Source organism: Caulobacter sp. GW821-FHT09A05, assembly GCF_059418465.1.
In genome coordinates, this window is sequence record NZ_JBWKPX010000008.1 from 105,197 (window position 1) to 119,442 (window position 14,246).

General features: G+C 70.5%; 15 protein-coding genes and 1 tRNA gene. 12 read left to right on the forward strand and 4 right to left on the reverse strand.

Going from position 1 to position 14,246, the window contains the following annotated elements; translation table 11 throughout:
• Positions 1–25: 25 nt before the first annotated feature.
• Positions 26–397 carry a hypothetical protein gene (locus AC07NX_RS10085; protein ID WP_494641440.1) on the forward strand — a complete coding sequence of 124 codons (372 nt, stop codon included), beginning with the start codon at positions 26–28 and terminating at the stop codon, positions 395–397.
• Positions 398–406: 9 nt separating this feature from the next.
• Here the strand turns inward: AC07NX_RS10085 and AC07NX_RS10090 are convergent, their stop codons facing one another.
• Both AC07NX_RS10090 and AC07NX_RS10095 read right to left on the reverse strand, forming a co-directional pair.
• Positions 407–1,042 (reverse strand): hypothetical protein, encoded by a 636-nt coding sequence (locus AC07NX_RS10090; protein ID WP_494641442.1) that lies wholly within the window; start codon positions 1,040–1,042, stop codon positions 407–409.
• Positions 1,043–1,074: 32 nt separating this feature from the next.
• Positions 1,075–2,292 (reverse strand): PQQ-dependent sugar dehydrogenase, encoded by a 1,218-nt coding sequence (locus tag AC07NX_RS10095; protein ID WP_494641444.1) that lies wholly within the window; start codon positions 2,290–2,292, stop codon positions 1,075–1,077.
• 141 nt (positions 2,293–2,433) lie between these two features.
• Between AC07NX_RS10095 and AC07NX_RS10100 the strand changes: the two genes are divergently transcribed.
• From AC07NX_RS10100 to AC07NX_RS10125, 6 genes are all read left to right on the forward strand, one after another.
• Positions 2,434–3,501, forward strand: coding sequence for a glycosyltransferase (locus AC07NX_RS10100; protein ID WP_494641446.1), 1,068 nt, complete (start codon positions 2,434–2,436; stop codon positions 3,499–3,501).
• 44 nt (positions 3,502–3,545) lie between these two features.
• Positions 3,546–3,622 (forward strand) — tRNA-Met (locus AC07NX_RS10105).
• 182 nt (positions 3,623–3,804) lie between these two features.
• Positions 3,805–4,215 (forward strand): YciI family protein, encoded by a 411-nt coding sequence (locus AC07NX_RS10110; RefSeq protein ID WP_494641448.1) that lies wholly within the window; start codon positions 3,805–3,807, stop codon positions 4,213–4,215.
• On the forward strand, positions 4,212–5,477 hold the full coding sequence (locus tag AC07NX_RS10115) for an RNA polymerase sigma factor (RefSeq protein ID WP_494641450.1): 1,266 nt from the start codon (positions 4,212–4,214) through the stop codon (positions 5,475–5,477). The genes AC07NX_RS10110 and AC07NX_RS10115 overlap by 4 nt, the downstream gene beginning before the upstream one ends.
• A 79-nt stretch (positions 5,478–5,556) precedes the next feature.
• Positions 5,557–5,979 carry a VOC family protein gene (locus AC07NX_RS10120; protein ID WP_494641452.1) on the forward strand — a complete coding sequence of 141 codons (423 nt, stop codon included), beginning with the start codon at positions 5,557–5,559 and terminating at the stop codon, positions 5,977–5,979.
• A 57-nt stretch (positions 5,980–6,036) separates the two neighbouring features.
• Positions 6,037–6,573: an SRPBCC family protein gene (locus AC07NX_RS10125; RefSeq protein WP_494641454.1), complete on the forward strand. Its 537-nt coding sequence runs from the start codon at positions 6,037–6,039 to the stop codon at positions 6,571–6,573.
• A gap of 17 nt (positions 6,574–6,590) precedes the next feature.
• Here the strand turns inward: AC07NX_RS10125 and AC07NX_RS10130 are convergent, their stop codons facing one another.
• Positions 6,591–7,493: a type II toxin-antitoxin system prevent-host-death family antitoxin gene (locus tag AC07NX_RS10130; protein WP_494641456.1), complete on the reverse strand. Its 903-nt coding sequence runs from the start codon at positions 7,491–7,493 to the stop codon at positions 6,591–6,593.
• A 246-nt stretch (positions 7,494–7,739) separates the two neighbouring features.
• On the opposite strand from AC07NX_RS10130, the gene AC07NX_RS10135 reads away from it, so the two are divergent.
• From AC07NX_RS10135 to AC07NX_RS10145, 3 genes are read left to right on the forward strand one after another with little or no spacing between them, the layout of a single operon-like run.
• Positions 7,740–8,174, forward strand: coding sequence for a TadE/TadG family type IV pilus assembly protein (locus AC07NX_RS10135; RefSeq protein ID WP_494641458.1), 435 nt, complete (start codon positions 7,740–7,742; stop codon positions 8,172–8,174).
• Positions 8,175–8,180: 6 nt separating this feature from the next.
• Positions 8,181–9,851, forward strand: a complete 1,671-nt coding sequence (locus tag AC07NX_RS10140; protein WP_494641460.1) for a pilus assembly protein TadG-related protein — start codon at positions 8,181–8,183, stop codon at positions 9,849–9,851.
• Between the two features lie 34 nt (positions 9,852–9,885).
• On the forward strand, positions 9,886–10,176 hold the full coding sequence (locus tag AC07NX_RS10145; protein ID WP_035072162.1) for a hypothetical protein: 291 nt from the start codon (positions 9,886–9,888) through the stop codon (positions 10,174–10,176).
• Positions 10,177–10,180: 4 nt separating this feature from the next.
• Here AC07NX_RS10145 and AC07NX_RS10150 read toward each other — a convergent pair whose 3' ends face one another.
• Entirely contained in the window at positions 10,181–11,173 is a 993-nt protein-coding gene (locus tag AC07NX_RS10150; RefSeq protein ID WP_494641463.1) for a glucokinase, read from the reverse strand.
• Between the two features lie 202 nt (positions 11,174–11,375).
• Here AC07NX_RS10150 and AC07NX_RS10155 point away from each other — a divergent pair, with 202 nt between their 5' ends.
• Both AC07NX_RS10155 and AC07NX_RS10160 read left to right on the forward strand, forming a co-directional pair.
• Complete coding sequence (locus tag AC07NX_RS10155) at positions 11,376–11,729, forward strand: PilZ domain-containing protein (protein WP_494641465.1); 354 nt, start codon at positions 11,376–11,378, stop codon at positions 11,727–11,729.
• A 162-nt stretch (positions 11,730–11,891) separates the two neighbouring features.
• The gene (locus AC07NX_RS10160) at positions 11,892–14,216 is read left to right on the forward strand and encodes an alkaline phosphatase family protein (RefSeq protein ID WP_494641467.1); all 2,325 of its coding nucleotides are present in this window, start codon (positions 11,892–11,894) and stop codon (positions 14,214–14,216) included.
• Positions 14,217–14,246: the final 30 nt, after the last annotated feature.

A 14,246-nucleotide genomic window follows, 5' to 3' on the forward strand; every position in this document is an offset into this window, starting at 1 on the left:
AATTTCGGGTTTTCAGGAGGGCGCGATGCTCGATGACTTCATCGACAGGCTGATTTCGCGGTTGATGGCCGGAGCGGGGCTGATCATGGCCGCCGCGATCGCCGCCGTGGCCGGGGCGATGGCGGTGTTTGCCTTTCTCAGCCAGTGGGTGGGCCCCGCCTGGGCCTACGCCATCGTCGCCATGCTGGCGGCCGTGGTGGTCGCGGTCTGGGCGCTGTTGCAGCAGCAGGAGAAGGCGCGCAAGCGCCAGCCGCCGCTGGACCAGCGGGTGCTGGGCCTGATGCAGGCCCATCCCACCGCCTCGTTCCTGGCCGGCATGGCCGCGGCGACCTTGCTGAAAGGCAAGCCGTCCCTGGCGGCCAGCCTGTGGGAGGCGCGCAAGGGCAAGCCGAGATAGGCGCCTTGCTCACTCTTTGCCGCCGAGCATGCTCTTGAGGTCGTTGGCGGTCCTGGCCAGCATGGCGTCCGCCTGGGCCGCCGCTTCGAGGAACATCGCCTGGGAGGCTGGCGCGTAGTTGCAGCCGGCGAACAGGGCGGCGGCCGGCGCGCGCGGCGCCGTGCTGGGCGGGGCGAACAGGGCGGCCAGGGCGTCCCTGTTCAGTTCGAACACGGACAGCATCGGCCCGCTCTCGGCGTCGATGAAGCGGTAATACTGTTCGGCCGAGCGGATCGGCGCACGGGTCAGGGACTCGCGGCCGACCAGGGCCAGGGCCTGGTCGCGCGGCAGCTCGATCAGCACCCATTCCTGGAGGAAGCCGACGCGCCTGACCTGCATTCCCAGGGCGGTGATCGGCTGGGCCAGTTCAAACTCGTGGTAGCCGAGCGGGGCGTGCTTGCGCTCGACCGCCTTCAGCCAGGCCGGCGGCTTGGCGTTCAGGAACAGGTCCTCGCCGATGGCCCGATAGGCGCCGGCGTCGCGGCATTCCAGGGCGGCGGCGAGGTCGGCGGGCGTACGCGGCGCGTCCTGCGCCTGGGCGGATGAGGCGAGGGCGGATGCAGACAGGGCGAGCGCGGCCAGGGCGGTCGTCAGGGAACGGATCATGCAGGCTCCAGGTCGAGGTAGATCGGGCGCGATCAGCGCTTGGGCGAGATCCGCAGCACCCGGCCGTCGTCCTCGTCGGTGACCACATAGACCGCCCCGTCCGGCCCGACCCGCACGTCGCGGATGCGGAAGTTCAGCTCCGACAGCAGGCGCTCCTCGCCGACCACCTGGTGGTCCTTGACCGTCAGCCGCACCAGGTAGCCCTTCAGCCCGCCGACCAGCAGGCTGCCCTTCCAGGCCGGGAACAGGCTTCCGTCGTAGAAGGCCAGGCCCGAGGGGGCGATCACCGGATCCCAGTAGTAGATCGGCTGCTCCATGCCCGCGTGCTGGGTGATCCCCTCGCCGATCGGCTTGCCCGAATAGTCCTCGCCATAGGTGATGGTCGGCCAGCCGTAGTCCTTGCCGGCCTTGGGCGTGTTGATCTCGTCGCCGCCCTTGGCCCCGTGCTCGACGGTCCACAGCTCGCCGGTCCACGGGTTGATCGTCGCCCCCTGGACGTTGCGGTGGCCCTTGGACCAGATTTCCGGCTTGGCCTGCGGATTGCCGACATAGGGATTGTCGGCCGGGATCGAACCGTCTGGTCGTATACGGATGAGTTTGCCCAGGGCCGCGTCCAGGTTCTGGGCCTGCATCCGGCCGGGCGGGATCGCGCGCTCGCCGGTGGTGACGAACAGCGACCCGTCGCGGGCGAAGGCCAGGCGGCCGCCGAAGTGCAGGGCCGAGTCCATCGTCGGCGTCTGCCGCCAGATCACCTGGACGTTTTCCAGCCGGGGCGCGGCGCCCAGCACCAGCTTGCCGCGCGCCGCCGTCGTGCCGTTGCCGCCGTCGCGCGGCTCGGCATAGGTCCAGTAGACCAGGCCGTTCTTGGCGTAGTCGGGGTCCAGGGCCACGTCCAGCAGGCCGCCCTGGCCCTCGGCATAGACCGCCGGCAGGCCGGCGACGGCGGGCGACAGCTTGCCGTCGGCGCCAAGGATCCGCAGGCGGCCGGCCCGCTCGGTGACCAGCTTTCCGCCGTCCGGCAGGAAGGCCAGGCTCCAGGGGTGCTCCAGGCCGGTCGCCAGGGTCTCGACCTGGTAGGCCACGCCCAGCGTCTCCTCCGGCGCGCGGGTCTGCTGGGGGAAGGCCGGCTTCTGGTCGGGGGCGTTGGGCGGGCCGGTCTCGACCGGCGGATGGGGCAGGGCCTGCACCGTGTTGGCGGGGCCGCACGCCGACAGGGCCAGCGCGGCGAGGGCGAGGTGGCGAAGACGCATGGGAACTGTCCGGTTGGGGAGGGGCGGCGCCGACGTTGTCATTCCAGGGCCGGGTTGTCATCCCGGACAAGCGCGCGCCGTCCCGTTGACTTCGACCCGGCCCCCCACCAAGGTCCGGCCTCGCCAGAGACGGAGCCCGCCTTGACCGCCATCCTGCACGCCATGCTGGGCAAGGGCCTGGGCGGCCTGGAGCAGGTGTTCCTCGACTACCAGCCGATCCTGGAAGCCTATGCCGCCGCGCACGGCGGCGCGGCCACGGGGGTGGTGCGGGCCGGCGGCAGGGTGGCCGTCCAGCAGGCCGGCCGCGTCCCGCCGCTGGCGACCATGCCGGCCCATACCGACTGGGACCCGCTGACCCTGGGCGCGGCCCGCCGGATCGTCCGGGCCTCGGCGCCCGACCTGATCCTCAGCCACGGCCAGCGGCCCGCCCGGCTGATGGCCCGGGTCGCTCCGCCCGAGGCGATGCTGGCGATCTGCGTGCACAAGCCGGCCTTCGACGTCGAGACGTCCAGCCCTCACTTCGGCCGCACCCACTATGTCTGCGTCGGCCGGCACCTGGCCGAGCTGGCGATCGAACGCGGCGTCCCGGCCCAGCGCGTGCATTTCGTGCCCAACGCGGTGACGCCGCCGACCGTCCAGGCGACGCCGTTCGAGCAGGCCGGCCGCCCGCCGCGCATCGTCGCCGCGGGCCGCCTGCATCCCAAGAAGGGCTTCGACGTCCTGGTCGCCGCCCTGGCCCTGCTGCGTGACCAGGATCTGGCCTTCGACTGCGAGATCGCCGGCGAGGGCGACGAGCGCGCCCGGCTGGAGGGGCTGATCGCCCAGCACGGCCTGGGCGACCGCGTGCGCCTGGTCGGCTGGCGCGCCGACGTCCCGGCCTTCCTGGCGACCGGCGACGTCTTCGCGTTCCCGTCCTACCAGGAGGGCTTTCCGCTGGTGCTGCTGGAGGCCATGGCCGTCGGCCTGCCGGCCGTGGCCAGCGCGATCCCTGGGCCGGTGGAGATGATCGCGGACGGCGTCGACGGCGTCCTGGTCCCGCCCGGCGACCCCGCCGCCCTGGCCCGGGCCCTGGCCGGCCTGGTCGCGACGCCGGAAAGGGCCGCCGCCCTGGGCCTCGCCGCCCGCGCCAAGGTGCTGGAAGATTACGGCCCGGCCAGCCTGAAGCGGCGTCTGGACGCGGTGCTCGATCTGATGCTCGGACGGGCTTGAAGCCGCCCCCGCTTTGCGCTTATAAGCCCGCCTCCGCTTCGTGCGGCTGGGTAGCTCAGATGGTTAGAGCGGTGGATTCATAACCCACAGGTCGGCGGTTCGATCCCGCCCCCAGCCACCACGGGGTTTTTCCGGACAAGTCATCGACAAGGTCGCTTCCTGCGAAAGTGACCGGGGAATCGTGGCCGAACGAGCATCACGGCGTGGCCGGCTCGCGCCAAGCCGAAGCTCGCCGATTTTTCCGCCACCCTGTCGGATCACCCCGCCCCCGATCGTCCTCGGTACGATCAAGGCGCCCATCCCATGCTCTACGCCATTCTCTGCTACAATTCCGAGGACGTGGTCGGCGCCTGGACGCCGGCGGAGGACGCCCTGGTCATGGCGCGGCTGGGGACGGTCGAGGCCGGCCTGGACGCCGCCGAGCGGCTGGGGGCGACGGCGCGGCTGCTGCCGACCACGGCGGCCGTCACGCTCCGAAAGGGCCGCGAGCCCCTGGTGATCGACGGGCCGTTCGCCGAGACCAAGGAGCAGCTGCTGGGCTTCTATGTCGTCGATTGCGCCGACCTGGAGGCGGCCATCGCCGTGGCCCGCGACCTGGCGGCGGCCAATCCCGACCGGGGGGCCTATGAAATCCGGCCGCTGGCCGTCTATCGTCCCGGCCGCCTGGCCGAGCCGCGCGCCAGGCGGGCCGACAGGAGAGGGGTGGGGGCATGACCATCGCCAATATCGACGCGGCCTGGATCGACGCCGCCCTGACCGCGGCGCGGCCCCAGGCGGTGGCGGCCCTGCTGCGCTATTTCCGCGACCTGGACACCGCCGAGGAGGCGTTCCAGGACGCCTGCCTGCGGGCCCTGAAGGCCTGGCCGAAGAACGGCCCGCCGCGCGACCCGACCGCCTGGCTGATCCTGGTCGGCCGCAACGCCGCCCTGGACGGGGTGCGCAAGTCCAGCAAGTCGACGCCCCTGCCGCCGGAGGCGCTGATCTCCGACCTGGAGGACGCCGAGGCCAGCCTGGTCGACCGGCTGGACGGCGAGCACTATCGCGACGACGTGCTGCGGCTGCTGTTCATCTGCTGCCATCCGGACCTGCCGGCCACCCAGCAGGTGGCCGTGGCCCTGCGCATCGTCTCGGGCCTGTCGGTCCGGCAGATCGCCCGGGCCTTCCTGGTCGGCGAGTCGGCGATGGAGCAGAGGATCACCCGCGCCAAGGCCCGGATCGGCGCCGCCGACGTGCCGTTCGGCGCGCCCGGCGTGGAGGAGCGGGCCCAGCGGCTGAACGCGGTGGCGGCCATGGTCTACCTGGTGTTCAACGAGGGCTATTCGGCCGGCGGCAAGGAACTGCTGACCCGCGGCGCGCTGTGCGACGAGGCCATCCGCCTGGCGCGCCTGCTGTTGCGGCTGTTCCCGGGCGAGCCGGAGATCATGGGCCTGACCGCCCTGCTGCTGCTGCAGCACGCCCGCGCCTCGGCCCGGTTCGACGCCGAGGGGGCGGTGGTGCTGCTGGAGGACCAGGACCGCGGTCTGTGGAACGGCCGGATGATCGCCGAGGGCCTGGCCCTGATCGACAAGGCCGTGCGCCACCGCCGGCCCGGGCCCTATCTGGTCCAGGCCGCCATCGCCGCCGAGCACGACCGCGCCGAGCGTCCGGAAGACACCAACTGGGCGCGGATCGACCTGCTGTACGGCGACCTGGAGCAACTGGCGCCGTCGCCCGTCGTGACCCTGAACCGCGCCGTGGCGGTGTCTAAGGTGGCGGGACCGGAGGCGGCCCTGGCGATGATCGAGCCCCTGGCCCCCAAGCTGTCGGGCTATTTCCACTTCTTCGGCCTGAGGGGCGGGCTGCTGCTGCAGCTGGGGCGGAAGGACGAGGCGCGCGTCGCCTTCGACCAGGCCATCGCCCTGGCCAGCACCGCCGCCGAGGCCGCCCATATCCGCCTGCACCTGGACCGGCTGATGAAGGAAGGCGCGGGCGGCTAGGGTCCGTGAAAAAGTTCGCGGCCGATGTCGGGAAGGCGACGCGACGTCCGTCCTCTGGGCCGAAGAGGAGAGAACGACCATGACCGACGCCCAACCCCAGACGCCCCCGCTGCCCGCCGTGTCCGGCGGCATCGTGCCCTACCTGTCGCCCAGCAACGCGACCGAGGCGGCCGACTTCTACATCAAGGCCTTCGGCGCCCAGGACCTCTACCGCATCCCGCCCGACGAGCAGGGCCGGACCATGCACATTCACCTGCTGATCAACGGCAATTCGCTGATGCTCAGCGACTTCTATCCCGAGCACGGCTATCCGCCGGAAAAGCCCGGGGCCTTCACCCTGCACCTGCAGGTCGACGACGTGGACCAATGGTTCGAGCGGGCCGTGGCGGCCGGCTGCGCGGTGGTGTTGCCGGTGCAGCTGATGTTCTGGGGCGACCGCTACGGCCAGGTCCGCGACCCGTACGGCTTCCTGTGGTCGATCGCCACCACGCCCAAGGCCTGAGGCCCGCTGGCGGGGCCGGCCCGGCCGGCCCCGTCGTCACCGGAGGAGGGGACAACCATGCTCAAGATCATCGCCGTCATCGCCATCGTCGTCGGCGTCGCGATCGTCGCCCTGCTGGGCTACGCCGCGACCCGGCCGGACCATTTCCGCGTCGCGCGCTCCACCGTGATCAAGGCGCCGCCGGAAAGGATCTACGCCCTGCTCGACGACTTCCGCAAATGGGGCGCCTGGTCGCCCTACGAGAAGCTGGACCCGGCCATGAGCCGCACCTATGGCGGCCCGGCCAGCGGCCTGGGCTCGACCTACGCCTGGTCGGGAAACGGCAAGGCCGGGGCCGGGCGCATGGAGATCGTCGAGGCCGCCGTCCCGTCGAAGCTGCTGATCAATCTGGACTTCACCAAGCCGTTCCAGTCCCGCAACAAGGCGATCTTCACCCTGGTTCCCGAAGGCGAGGCCACGCGCGTCACCTGGGCCATGGAAGGACCCTCGCCCTTGCTGTTCAGGGTGATGGACGTGATCTTCAACATGGACAAGATGGCCGGCAAGGACTTCGAGGCGGGCCTGGCCAGCCTGAAGGCGCAGTCCGAGAAATAGGCGGGCCTGGCGGGGGCTCAGGCTTCGGCCAGGACCAGCACGATCACCATCACCCCGTCGGCGGTCCCGTCGTGCAGGATGGGAGCCATGGACAGCTCGACCGGGCGTTCGTCGCCGGCCCGGACCAGCAGGGCCGTCTCGACGCGGGCGGCCGGGCCGCCTTGCAGCACCTTCTCCAGCGCCTGGGCCAGGGCGCGGCGGTCGGACGGGCGGACGATGTCGGTCAGCCGGCAGTCCAGCAGTTCGGCGCTGGAGAACCCCGCCAGGCGCAGAAAGTCCTCGTCCATTTCCGCCAGCACCCCGCGGATGTTCAGCCGCGCCACCGCCAGGCGGGGCAGGGCGCTCGTCGCCGCCTGCATGGCCCGGGCGTGGCGCAGGCGTCCGCGCAGGCTGTGCTCCTCGGTGCGGTTGGCGAACAGCGCCGCGACGCCGCCCGGATAGGGGAAGACGCGGACCCCGTAGCAGCGGCCCGGCTGGACGGTGGAATCGGCCTCGAACTCGACGGCCTCGCCCGTGCGCAGCACGCGCCGCATCTGCTCGGCGATCACCGCCTGGGTGGGCAGGGGGAACAGGTCGCTCCAACTGGCGCCGACCAGCTGGCCCGCGCTGCGCCCCGCCAGGGCCTCGAACACCGGATTGACCTTGGTGACCCGCAGCGTCGGGTCCAGGGCGATGAAGCCCTCGACCATCTGCTCGAGCAGGGCTTCGCGGCTGGTCTCGGCGACGTGGGCGTCCGTGTTGACGCCGGCGGCGGGAAGGTTGTTCCAGCTGGCGTAGCGATCGGCCGACAGAAGCACCACGCGGGGGCGGCCGTGATGGGTGATGATCACGGGTCCGGTCAGGGCGACGTCCTGCCACTGGCCGAAATTCCGGCTGACTTCACCGGCCGTGGCGTGCGTGGCGGGAGAGTCGTTGGTCATGGCCACCCCAGAAAATACGGAGAATCGGTCATCTCCGTCTTGCCCGTGAATTTACCCGGCCGAGATGCTTTAAAGTCCTTGTGAAGCTACCATCGTGGCGGTTGAGCGACAATCGACGGCGACAGCCTTCGGGCGAGACAGGCTGTCGCCGTAAAATCCGTATTTTACGCATTATCTGGAGAAACTTGGCTGCATCCATGCCGGGGCAATCCTGCTTGCACGATCTTCGCAAGAAGGACCCGAGCGATGAGGAAAACCCGCGGAACCAGGGCGATGGGCCGGCGCTTCCCGCGCGATCAGTCCGGCGCGACGGCGGTGGAGTTCGCCTTCCTGGCCCCCGTGCTGATCTTCATGCTGATGGGGATCACCGGCTATGGCGGCTATTTCTGGATGTCGCACTCGGTTCAGCAACTGGCCAACGACGCCGCGCGGGCGGCGATCGCTGGAACCACCGCCGCCGAGCGGGCCAGCCTGGCCAAGGCCGCCGTCGCCGCCAGCGCCAGCGACGCCCAGCTGATCCCGGCCAAGGTGTCGACCGAGGTGATCGATCGCGACGGGCGGCTGACCGTGGCGGTGTCCTATGACGCGGCCCAGTCCTTCGCCTTCGCCGTGCGCGGGGTGACCCCCATGCCGTCGGACCAGATCCGTCGCCGGGCCTCGGTGCAGCTGGGAGGCTATTGAGACCCGATGACCGCCTTACGACGAACGAGCTTCCGCCAGGACCGGCGGGGCGGTGTCGCGGTGATCACCGCCATGTCCCTGACCCTGGTGCTGGCCCTGGCCGCCCTGGCGGTCGATATGGGGTGGGTCTATCTGCAGAGCCGCCGGTTGCAGGGCGTCGCCGATCTGGCGGCGATCACGGCGGCCAACGACATCGGCCGGGCCCAGATCGCCGCCGAGGCGACCGTGACGGCCAATGGCGAGGGCTGGCGAACGCCGCCGCTGACGACGGTGACCCTGGGACGCTACGCCGCCGACGCCGCGGTCCCGGTGAAGGCGCGCTTCCAGCCGACCGCCCTGGATCCCGACGCGGTCAAGGTCTCGGTCGCCAGCGAAGCCGAGCTGTTCTTCGGCGCGGCGCTGCTGGGCCGCCCGTCCGTGCCGATCCGCCGCGAGGCTACGGCCGCCCGGGCCGACCTGGCCAGTTTCTCGATCGGCTCGCGCCTGGCCAGCCTGAAGGGCGGCCTGGCCAACGCCCTCCTGGGCGACCTGACCGGCAGCCAGGTCAACCTTTCGGTGATGGACTACGACGCCCTGGCCGACGCCGACGTCAGCCTGTTCAGCTATCTCGACGCGGTCTCCACCCGCCTGGACCTCAAGGGACCGACCTACGACCAGGTGCTGCAGGCCGACCTGACGACCGGCCAGGCGCTGCAGGCCCTGGCCGACGCCCTGTCGGCCGACGGCGAGAGCCAGGCCGCCTCGGCGACGCGGACGCTGGCCCTGTCGGCCGGCGACCGCACGCCCGCCCATCTGGACGCCGTGGCGTCGCTGGGTCCCTACGGCGACCAGGACCACGTGGCCGGCGGCTCCGCGGCCACCGTGGCCCTCAGCGCCATGGACCTGGCCCAGGCGGTCCTGCAGGCCGGCGCCGGCGATCGCCAGGTCCATCTGGACCTCGGCGCCAGCGTGCCGGGCCTGGCGGACACCGACGTCTGGCTGGCGATCGGCGAGCCGATGAACAACGCGCCCTACATGACCGTCACCCAGGACAAGACGGTGGTCGTACGCACCAGCCAGGCGCGGCTCTATGTCGACGCCAAGCTGGCGGGATCGGGCCTGCTGGGCGGCCTGGCCCAGGTGCGCCTGCCGGTGCTGGTCGAGCTGGCGTCCGGCGAGGCGCGGCTCAAGGAGATCGACTGCGGGCGCAAGGCCGCCTCGCTCGAGGTCAAGCCCAGCATCGGGTCGCTGAAGATCGGCGACATCGACCTGGCCGCGCTGGACGACTTCAAGCGGCCGCTGGCCGTGAACCGTGCCAGCCTGGTCAAGGCGCCCCTGTTCGGGGTGAGCGGCAAGTCCGACGTCGCGCTGGGCGGCGCGTCCTGGCAGACGGTGTCGTTCACCAGCGCCGAGGTGAAGGCCGGCGCGGTCAAGACCGTGAAGACCAACGACACCCTGGCCGCGGCGACCGCCTCGCTGCTGGCCAATCTGGACCTTGAGGTCGACTTCGCCAGCCTGATCCACGTCGGCCTGGGCGAGACGGCGATCCTGGCGGCGCTGAAACCGCTGCTGGCGGCGGCGACGCCGCCCCTGGACGGGGTGATCACCGCCCTGACCGACCTTCTCGGGCTCGGCGTCGGCGAGGCCGACGTCCGGGTCAACGGCCTGAGATGCGGCGTCGCCGCCCTGGTCGCCTGATGGACCCCGTACCGACGACTGGAGTGGAAAAAAGATGAGCGCCCTCGACTGGCCCGGTCTGGAATCGCTGGAGTTCGACGCCCCCCAGCGCGCCTTCGGCCGCAAGGGCGACGCGCCGGCCCAGCTGCCGGAAAACCCGCTTCTGCACGCGCCCGCGCCGCCGCTGGACATTCGCGCCCGGCTGCATGCGATCTGCGCCCTCTACGCCCACGCCCGCACGCCGGCCCAGCGCCTGGCCCTGCTGGAGCAACTGGAGGACATGGCGCTGGAGACCGCCCACCTGCTGGCCGTCGACCTGCTGCGCAACGGCTGGCGGCCGGACTGAGGGCTCAGCAGTCGAGGAACTTCACGTCCGAGGCGGCGTGGCGCATGTCGCTGGGCGTGAAGAGGCTGGACAGGCCCAGCAGGGCGGGGCGGCCCGGCATGCTGAACACCGGCAGGTCGGCCAGGTAGTAGCTCATCCGTCCCTTGGCCCGATAGCGACGCGCGAAGGCCTCGCGGTCCAGCAGCTCGCCGATGGCCTCGAGCAGGGGGCTGTTGAGGAACACCCCGCCGCGGGCCGCGAACAGCAGGGCCATGTCGCCGGCGAAGCCGCCCAGCAGGCCGCTGAAGATCGAGATCGCCTCGCGGGCCTGGGCGTCGCCCGCCCGCGCCAGCTCGATGATAACGTTGTCATTTTCGGGCGCGACAAGAGGATCCCCGTCCCCGACCAGGGCGCAGTGGATGTCGCTGAGGCCTTCCTTGGACAGCAGGCGCTCGGCCGAGACCTCGCCGTGGCGGGCGCGGACGGCCGAGAAGATCGGGGCTTCGCGAGCCTCGACCGGGCAGAAATCCATGTGGCCGCCCTCGCTGGGCACGGCCAGCCAGCCCTCGCCCCGCAGCGGAGCCAGGCCCGCCACCCCCAGGCCGATGTCGGGGCCGAGCACGGCGATGGCGCTGTTGCGGGCGGCCTTGCCGGGATGGATCACGCCGAGCCGCGCCTCCGCGACCTTGGGCGCGCCCATGGCGCAGGCGGTGAAGTCGTTGACCAGATAGACCCTGGGCGTGCGCAGGACATGGCGCAGCCAGGTCAGGGACACGGCCATGCCGGTGCTGGTCAGGGTCACCACGCCGTCGATCTCGGGGCCGGCGGCGCTGACCGCCGCTCCCACCAGTTCGTCCGGGCCCAGTTCGGTCAGCACCGACTTGAGGCCGGCCTCCAGCTCCAGAAGGGTGGCGGCGGGCAGGAGGTGGTGCTCGCCGGGCGCGTCGCCCGGGCGGGCCAGGGCGACGATCAGCTCGCGACCGGTCACGTCGGCCAACAGCGCTACGCCATGGGTCATAGGGCAGTCCCCTTCGTTTCCTCGATCGGCCGGTCTTCGCCGGCTGCGCGGATCCTTAGCCTCGAGCGGTTACCGGCTAAATAACCGTGTCCGTCCAAGGTTCCCGTCGTTCCGGGGGATAACCTGGGCCGAGGATGTGGTCAGCGGCAAATAAACCCTTCCGCTGCACTGACGATTAATGTCGCCGCGCGTTGTTACGGTCATGTCCAAGTTTGGTTCTGGCGGGGCCCTGGACCGGCGCGCCGGTCCCCGCATCGCGATGCAACATCCCGGGAAGGTGCTCTGCGGCGCCTTCGCGTGGGACTGCATCGTGCGTGACCAGTCCGACACGGGCCTGCGCATCCAGATGCTGTCCGGCGTGATCCCGCCGAGCAGTGTCCAGCTGGTCGATCTCGCCAGCGGTTTCGCCCATGATGTGCGGGTGATCTGGCAGAAGGACCGCGAGTTCGGCCTGAAGATCGTCAAGAGCCACGACCTGCGCGGCCTGGCTCCGGCCGCCCTGCAGACGGCCAAGCGCATCTGGCAGGCCGGCCAGGGCCGGGTCTCGGCCAGCTAGGGCTTGGTGTGGAATTTTACCTATAATTGTATTATTAAATTATCCCTCATGAGTTGACTAACCCTTCCGGGCGGGGCGATCATTCGAGACGACCGTTTCTGGTTGCGCCGCCCTCGCGTTGCGCGTCGCGGTCGGTTTCGAAGCGCGCCGGGAGGACAAGACATGTCTACGCCGCAGACCGCCCAGATCTACGTCACCAACACCACCGACGGGAACGCGTCGGTCACCCTGTGGCACGAGAACTCCGACTACGGGACCGAGAGCGCCTCGTGGACCGCCGCGCCGGGCCAGACGGTCGGCCCGCTCACCGCGCACTTCAACACCGGCTTCGGATCGTTGACCGTCCTCGACTACTGGGCCTGCGAGATCAACGTCACCAGCGGCTCGACGCCCGGCCTCTACGAGAGCAGCGGCGTCCTGGAATACAGCGACTGGAAGGAATGCCAGCTGCAGGGGCCCGACGCGGGCCAGGACCTGACCTTCACGGTCGACACCCAGACCTTCGTCATCAACCTCGACTCCGGCGGGACCTCCACGTTGATGAACCCGGTCGACCGGGTGAGCGCCCAGGCCTACGTGACCAACAACACCGACGGCAACGCGATCATCACCCTGTGGCACGAGAACAGCACCGACGGCACGCAGTGCAGCCAGCCGCTGGCCGCCGCGCCGGGCCAGACGGTGGGGCCGCTGAGCGTCTATTTCCGGCTGGGCCTCAACGTGGCGATGGTGCTCGACTACTGGGCCCTGAAGCTGGTCGTCCAGGACGGCTCCAGCCCCGGCGTCTATCAGAGCCAGGGCTCGACGCTGTATCCGCTCTGGAAGGAGTGCCAGCTGCAGTCGGCCGATTCCGGCCAGAACCTGGGGTTCACGGTCGACACCAGCACCTTCGCGATCAACCTGCCGTCCGGGGGGACCTCGACCGGGATGACCCGGACCGGCCCCTATGCGGTGGTCGACAATGTCTTCGTGCTGGTGCTGGAGAACCACTCGTTCGACAACATGTTCGCGCTGTCGGGCATTCCGGGCATCACGGCGGCCACAACCGCCGACACCAATAGCTACGACGGCGCGCCCTACGCCGTCGGTTCGCCGGCCCCGGCCGCCATGCCGACCGATCCGGGCCACGAGTTCGCCGACGTGGTCGAGCAGCTGTGCGGACAGGGCGTGACCCACACGCCGTGGCAACCCTACAACGCGCCGATCAACAACAGTGGTTTCGTCGCCAACTACGCCACGACGACCAGCGAGATCACCTCGGGCAATCCCAGCCTGCCGACGGCCTCGGAATACGGCGACGTCATGCTGTGCTTCGACACGCCGAGCCAGTTGCCGGTGATCTATCAGCTGGCCACTACCTTCGCGCTCTGCGACCAGTGGCATGCGTCCATTCCCGGCCCGACCTGGCCCAACCGGTTCTTCGTCCACGGGGCCTCGTCGGCGGGCTGGGCGGATTCGCCCGGCGCGGGCCAGATCGGCAAGTGGATCGCGCCGCTGGGCGGCGGCTTCGCCTATCCCAGCGGATTCTCGATCTTCGACAAGGTCGCGGCCAACGGCCAGCAGTGGCGCATCTATGTCGACGAAAACGGCCCGGTGGCCGGCGGCGTGCCCCAGGTCGGGGCGCTGAAGGGCATCGTCTGGAAGGACGACACCACCGCCTTCGGGTCGTTCGCCTCCGACGTCCAGGGGCCCTATCCCTACGCCTACACCTTCATCGAGCCCAACTATGGCGACGTGCTGAGCGGCAATTACGAGGGCGGGTCGTCTCAGCATCCCATGGACTCGGTGGCCGGGGGCGAGGCCCTGATCAAGGCGACCTACGAGGCGATCCGCAATTCGCCGCTGTGGGACCGCAGCCTGCTGATCATCACCTATGACGAGCACGGGGGCTTCTACGATTCCGTCGCGCCCGCCGCCGCCGTCCCGCCGGGCGACGGCAGTCCCCAGGACCCGTCGATCAACGCCGGCGGCTTCCTGTTCGACCTTTACGGCCTGCGGGTGCCCGCGGTGATCGTCTCGCCGCTGATCCCGCAGGGCGGGGTCGACCACACGACCTATGACCACGCTTCGGTCTCGGCCACCCTGCAGGCGCTGTTCGGCACGTCGTGGATGACCCAGCGCGACAAGGCCGCCGCCAACGTCCTGCCGCTGCTGTCGCTGGCCAGCCCGCGCACGAACTGTCCGACGGTGCTGAACGATCCGGCCAGCTCGGCCGCGCCTTGCGCCGCCGTCGCCGCGGTGTCGCCGGACACGCCCTTGCCGCAGACCGGCAACGCCCAGGGCTTCCTGCAGATCCTGGCCAAGACCGACATGCAACTGACGCGGGGCGACCCGGCCGAGAGCGCGGCGATCCAGACCCGGGTCGCGGCCATCAGGACCGTCGGCGAAGCCCAGGCCTATGCCAGCGAGGTGACGGCCAAGGCCAGCGTGGCCGGGGCCAGTCGCAACGCCCCGCCGCCGCGCCCGTCCGCGCAACGCGGCGCGTGACGTCAAGCCGGTCCGGTAAAAACGATCGGG

Bases quoted from the DNA above. Each gene is read 5' to 3' on its own strand.
- AC07NX_RS10085 (WP_494641440.1), top strand. From the start codon at position 26: ATGCTCGATGACTTCATCGACAGGCTGATTTCGCGGTTGATGGCCGGA.
- AC07NX_RS10090 (WP_494641442.1), bottom strand. From the start codon at position 1,042: ATGATCCGTTCCCTGACGACCGCCCTGGCCGCGCTCGCCCTGTCTGCA.
- AC07NX_RS10095 (WP_494641444.1), bottom strand. From the start codon at position 2,292: ATGCGTCTTCGCCACCTCGCCCTCGCCGCGCTGGCCCTGTCGGCGTGC.
- AC07NX_RS10110 (WP_494641448.1), top strand. From the start codon at position 3,805: ATGCTCTACGCCATTCTCTGCTACAATTCCGAGGACGTGGTCGGCGCC.
- AC07NX_RS10115 (WP_494641450.1), top strand. From the start codon at position 4,212: ATGACCATCGCCAATATCGACGCGGCCTGGATCGACGCCGCCCTGACC.
- AC07NX_RS10120 (WP_494641452.1), top strand. From the start codon at position 5,557: ATGACCGACGCCCAACCCCAGACGCCCCCGCTGCCCGCCGTGTCCGGC.
- AC07NX_RS10125 (WP_494641454.1), top strand. From the start codon at position 6,037: ATGCTCAAGATCATCGCCGTCATCGCCATCGTCGTCGGCGTCGCGATC.
- AC07NX_RS10130 (WP_494641456.1), bottom strand. From the start codon at position 7,493: ATGACCAACGACTCTCCCGCCACGCACGCCACGGCCGGTGAAGTCAGC.
- AC07NX_RS10135 (WP_494641458.1), top strand. From the start codon at position 7,740: ATGAGGAAAACCCGCGGAACCAGGGCGATGGGCCGGCGCTTCCCGCGC.
- AC07NX_RS10140 (WP_494641460.1), top strand. From the start codon at position 8,181: ATGACCGCCTTACGACGAACGAGCTTCCGCCAGGACCGGCGGGGCGGT.
- AC07NX_RS10145 (WP_035072162.1), top strand. From the start codon at position 9,886: ATGAGCGCCCTCGACTGGCCCGGTCTGGAATCGCTGGAGTTCGACGCC.
- AC07NX_RS10150 (WP_494641463.1), bottom strand. From the start codon at position 11,173: ATGACCCATGGCGTAGCGCTGTTGGCCGACGTGACCGGTCGCGAGCTG.
- AC07NX_RS10155 (WP_494641465.1), top strand. From the start codon at position 11,376: ATGTCCAAGTTTGGTTCTGGCGGGGCCCTGGACCGGCGCGCCGGTCCC.
- AC07NX_RS10160 (WP_494641467.1), top strand. From the start codon at position 11,892: ATGTCTACGCCGCAGACCGCCCAGATCTACGTCACCAACACCACCGAC.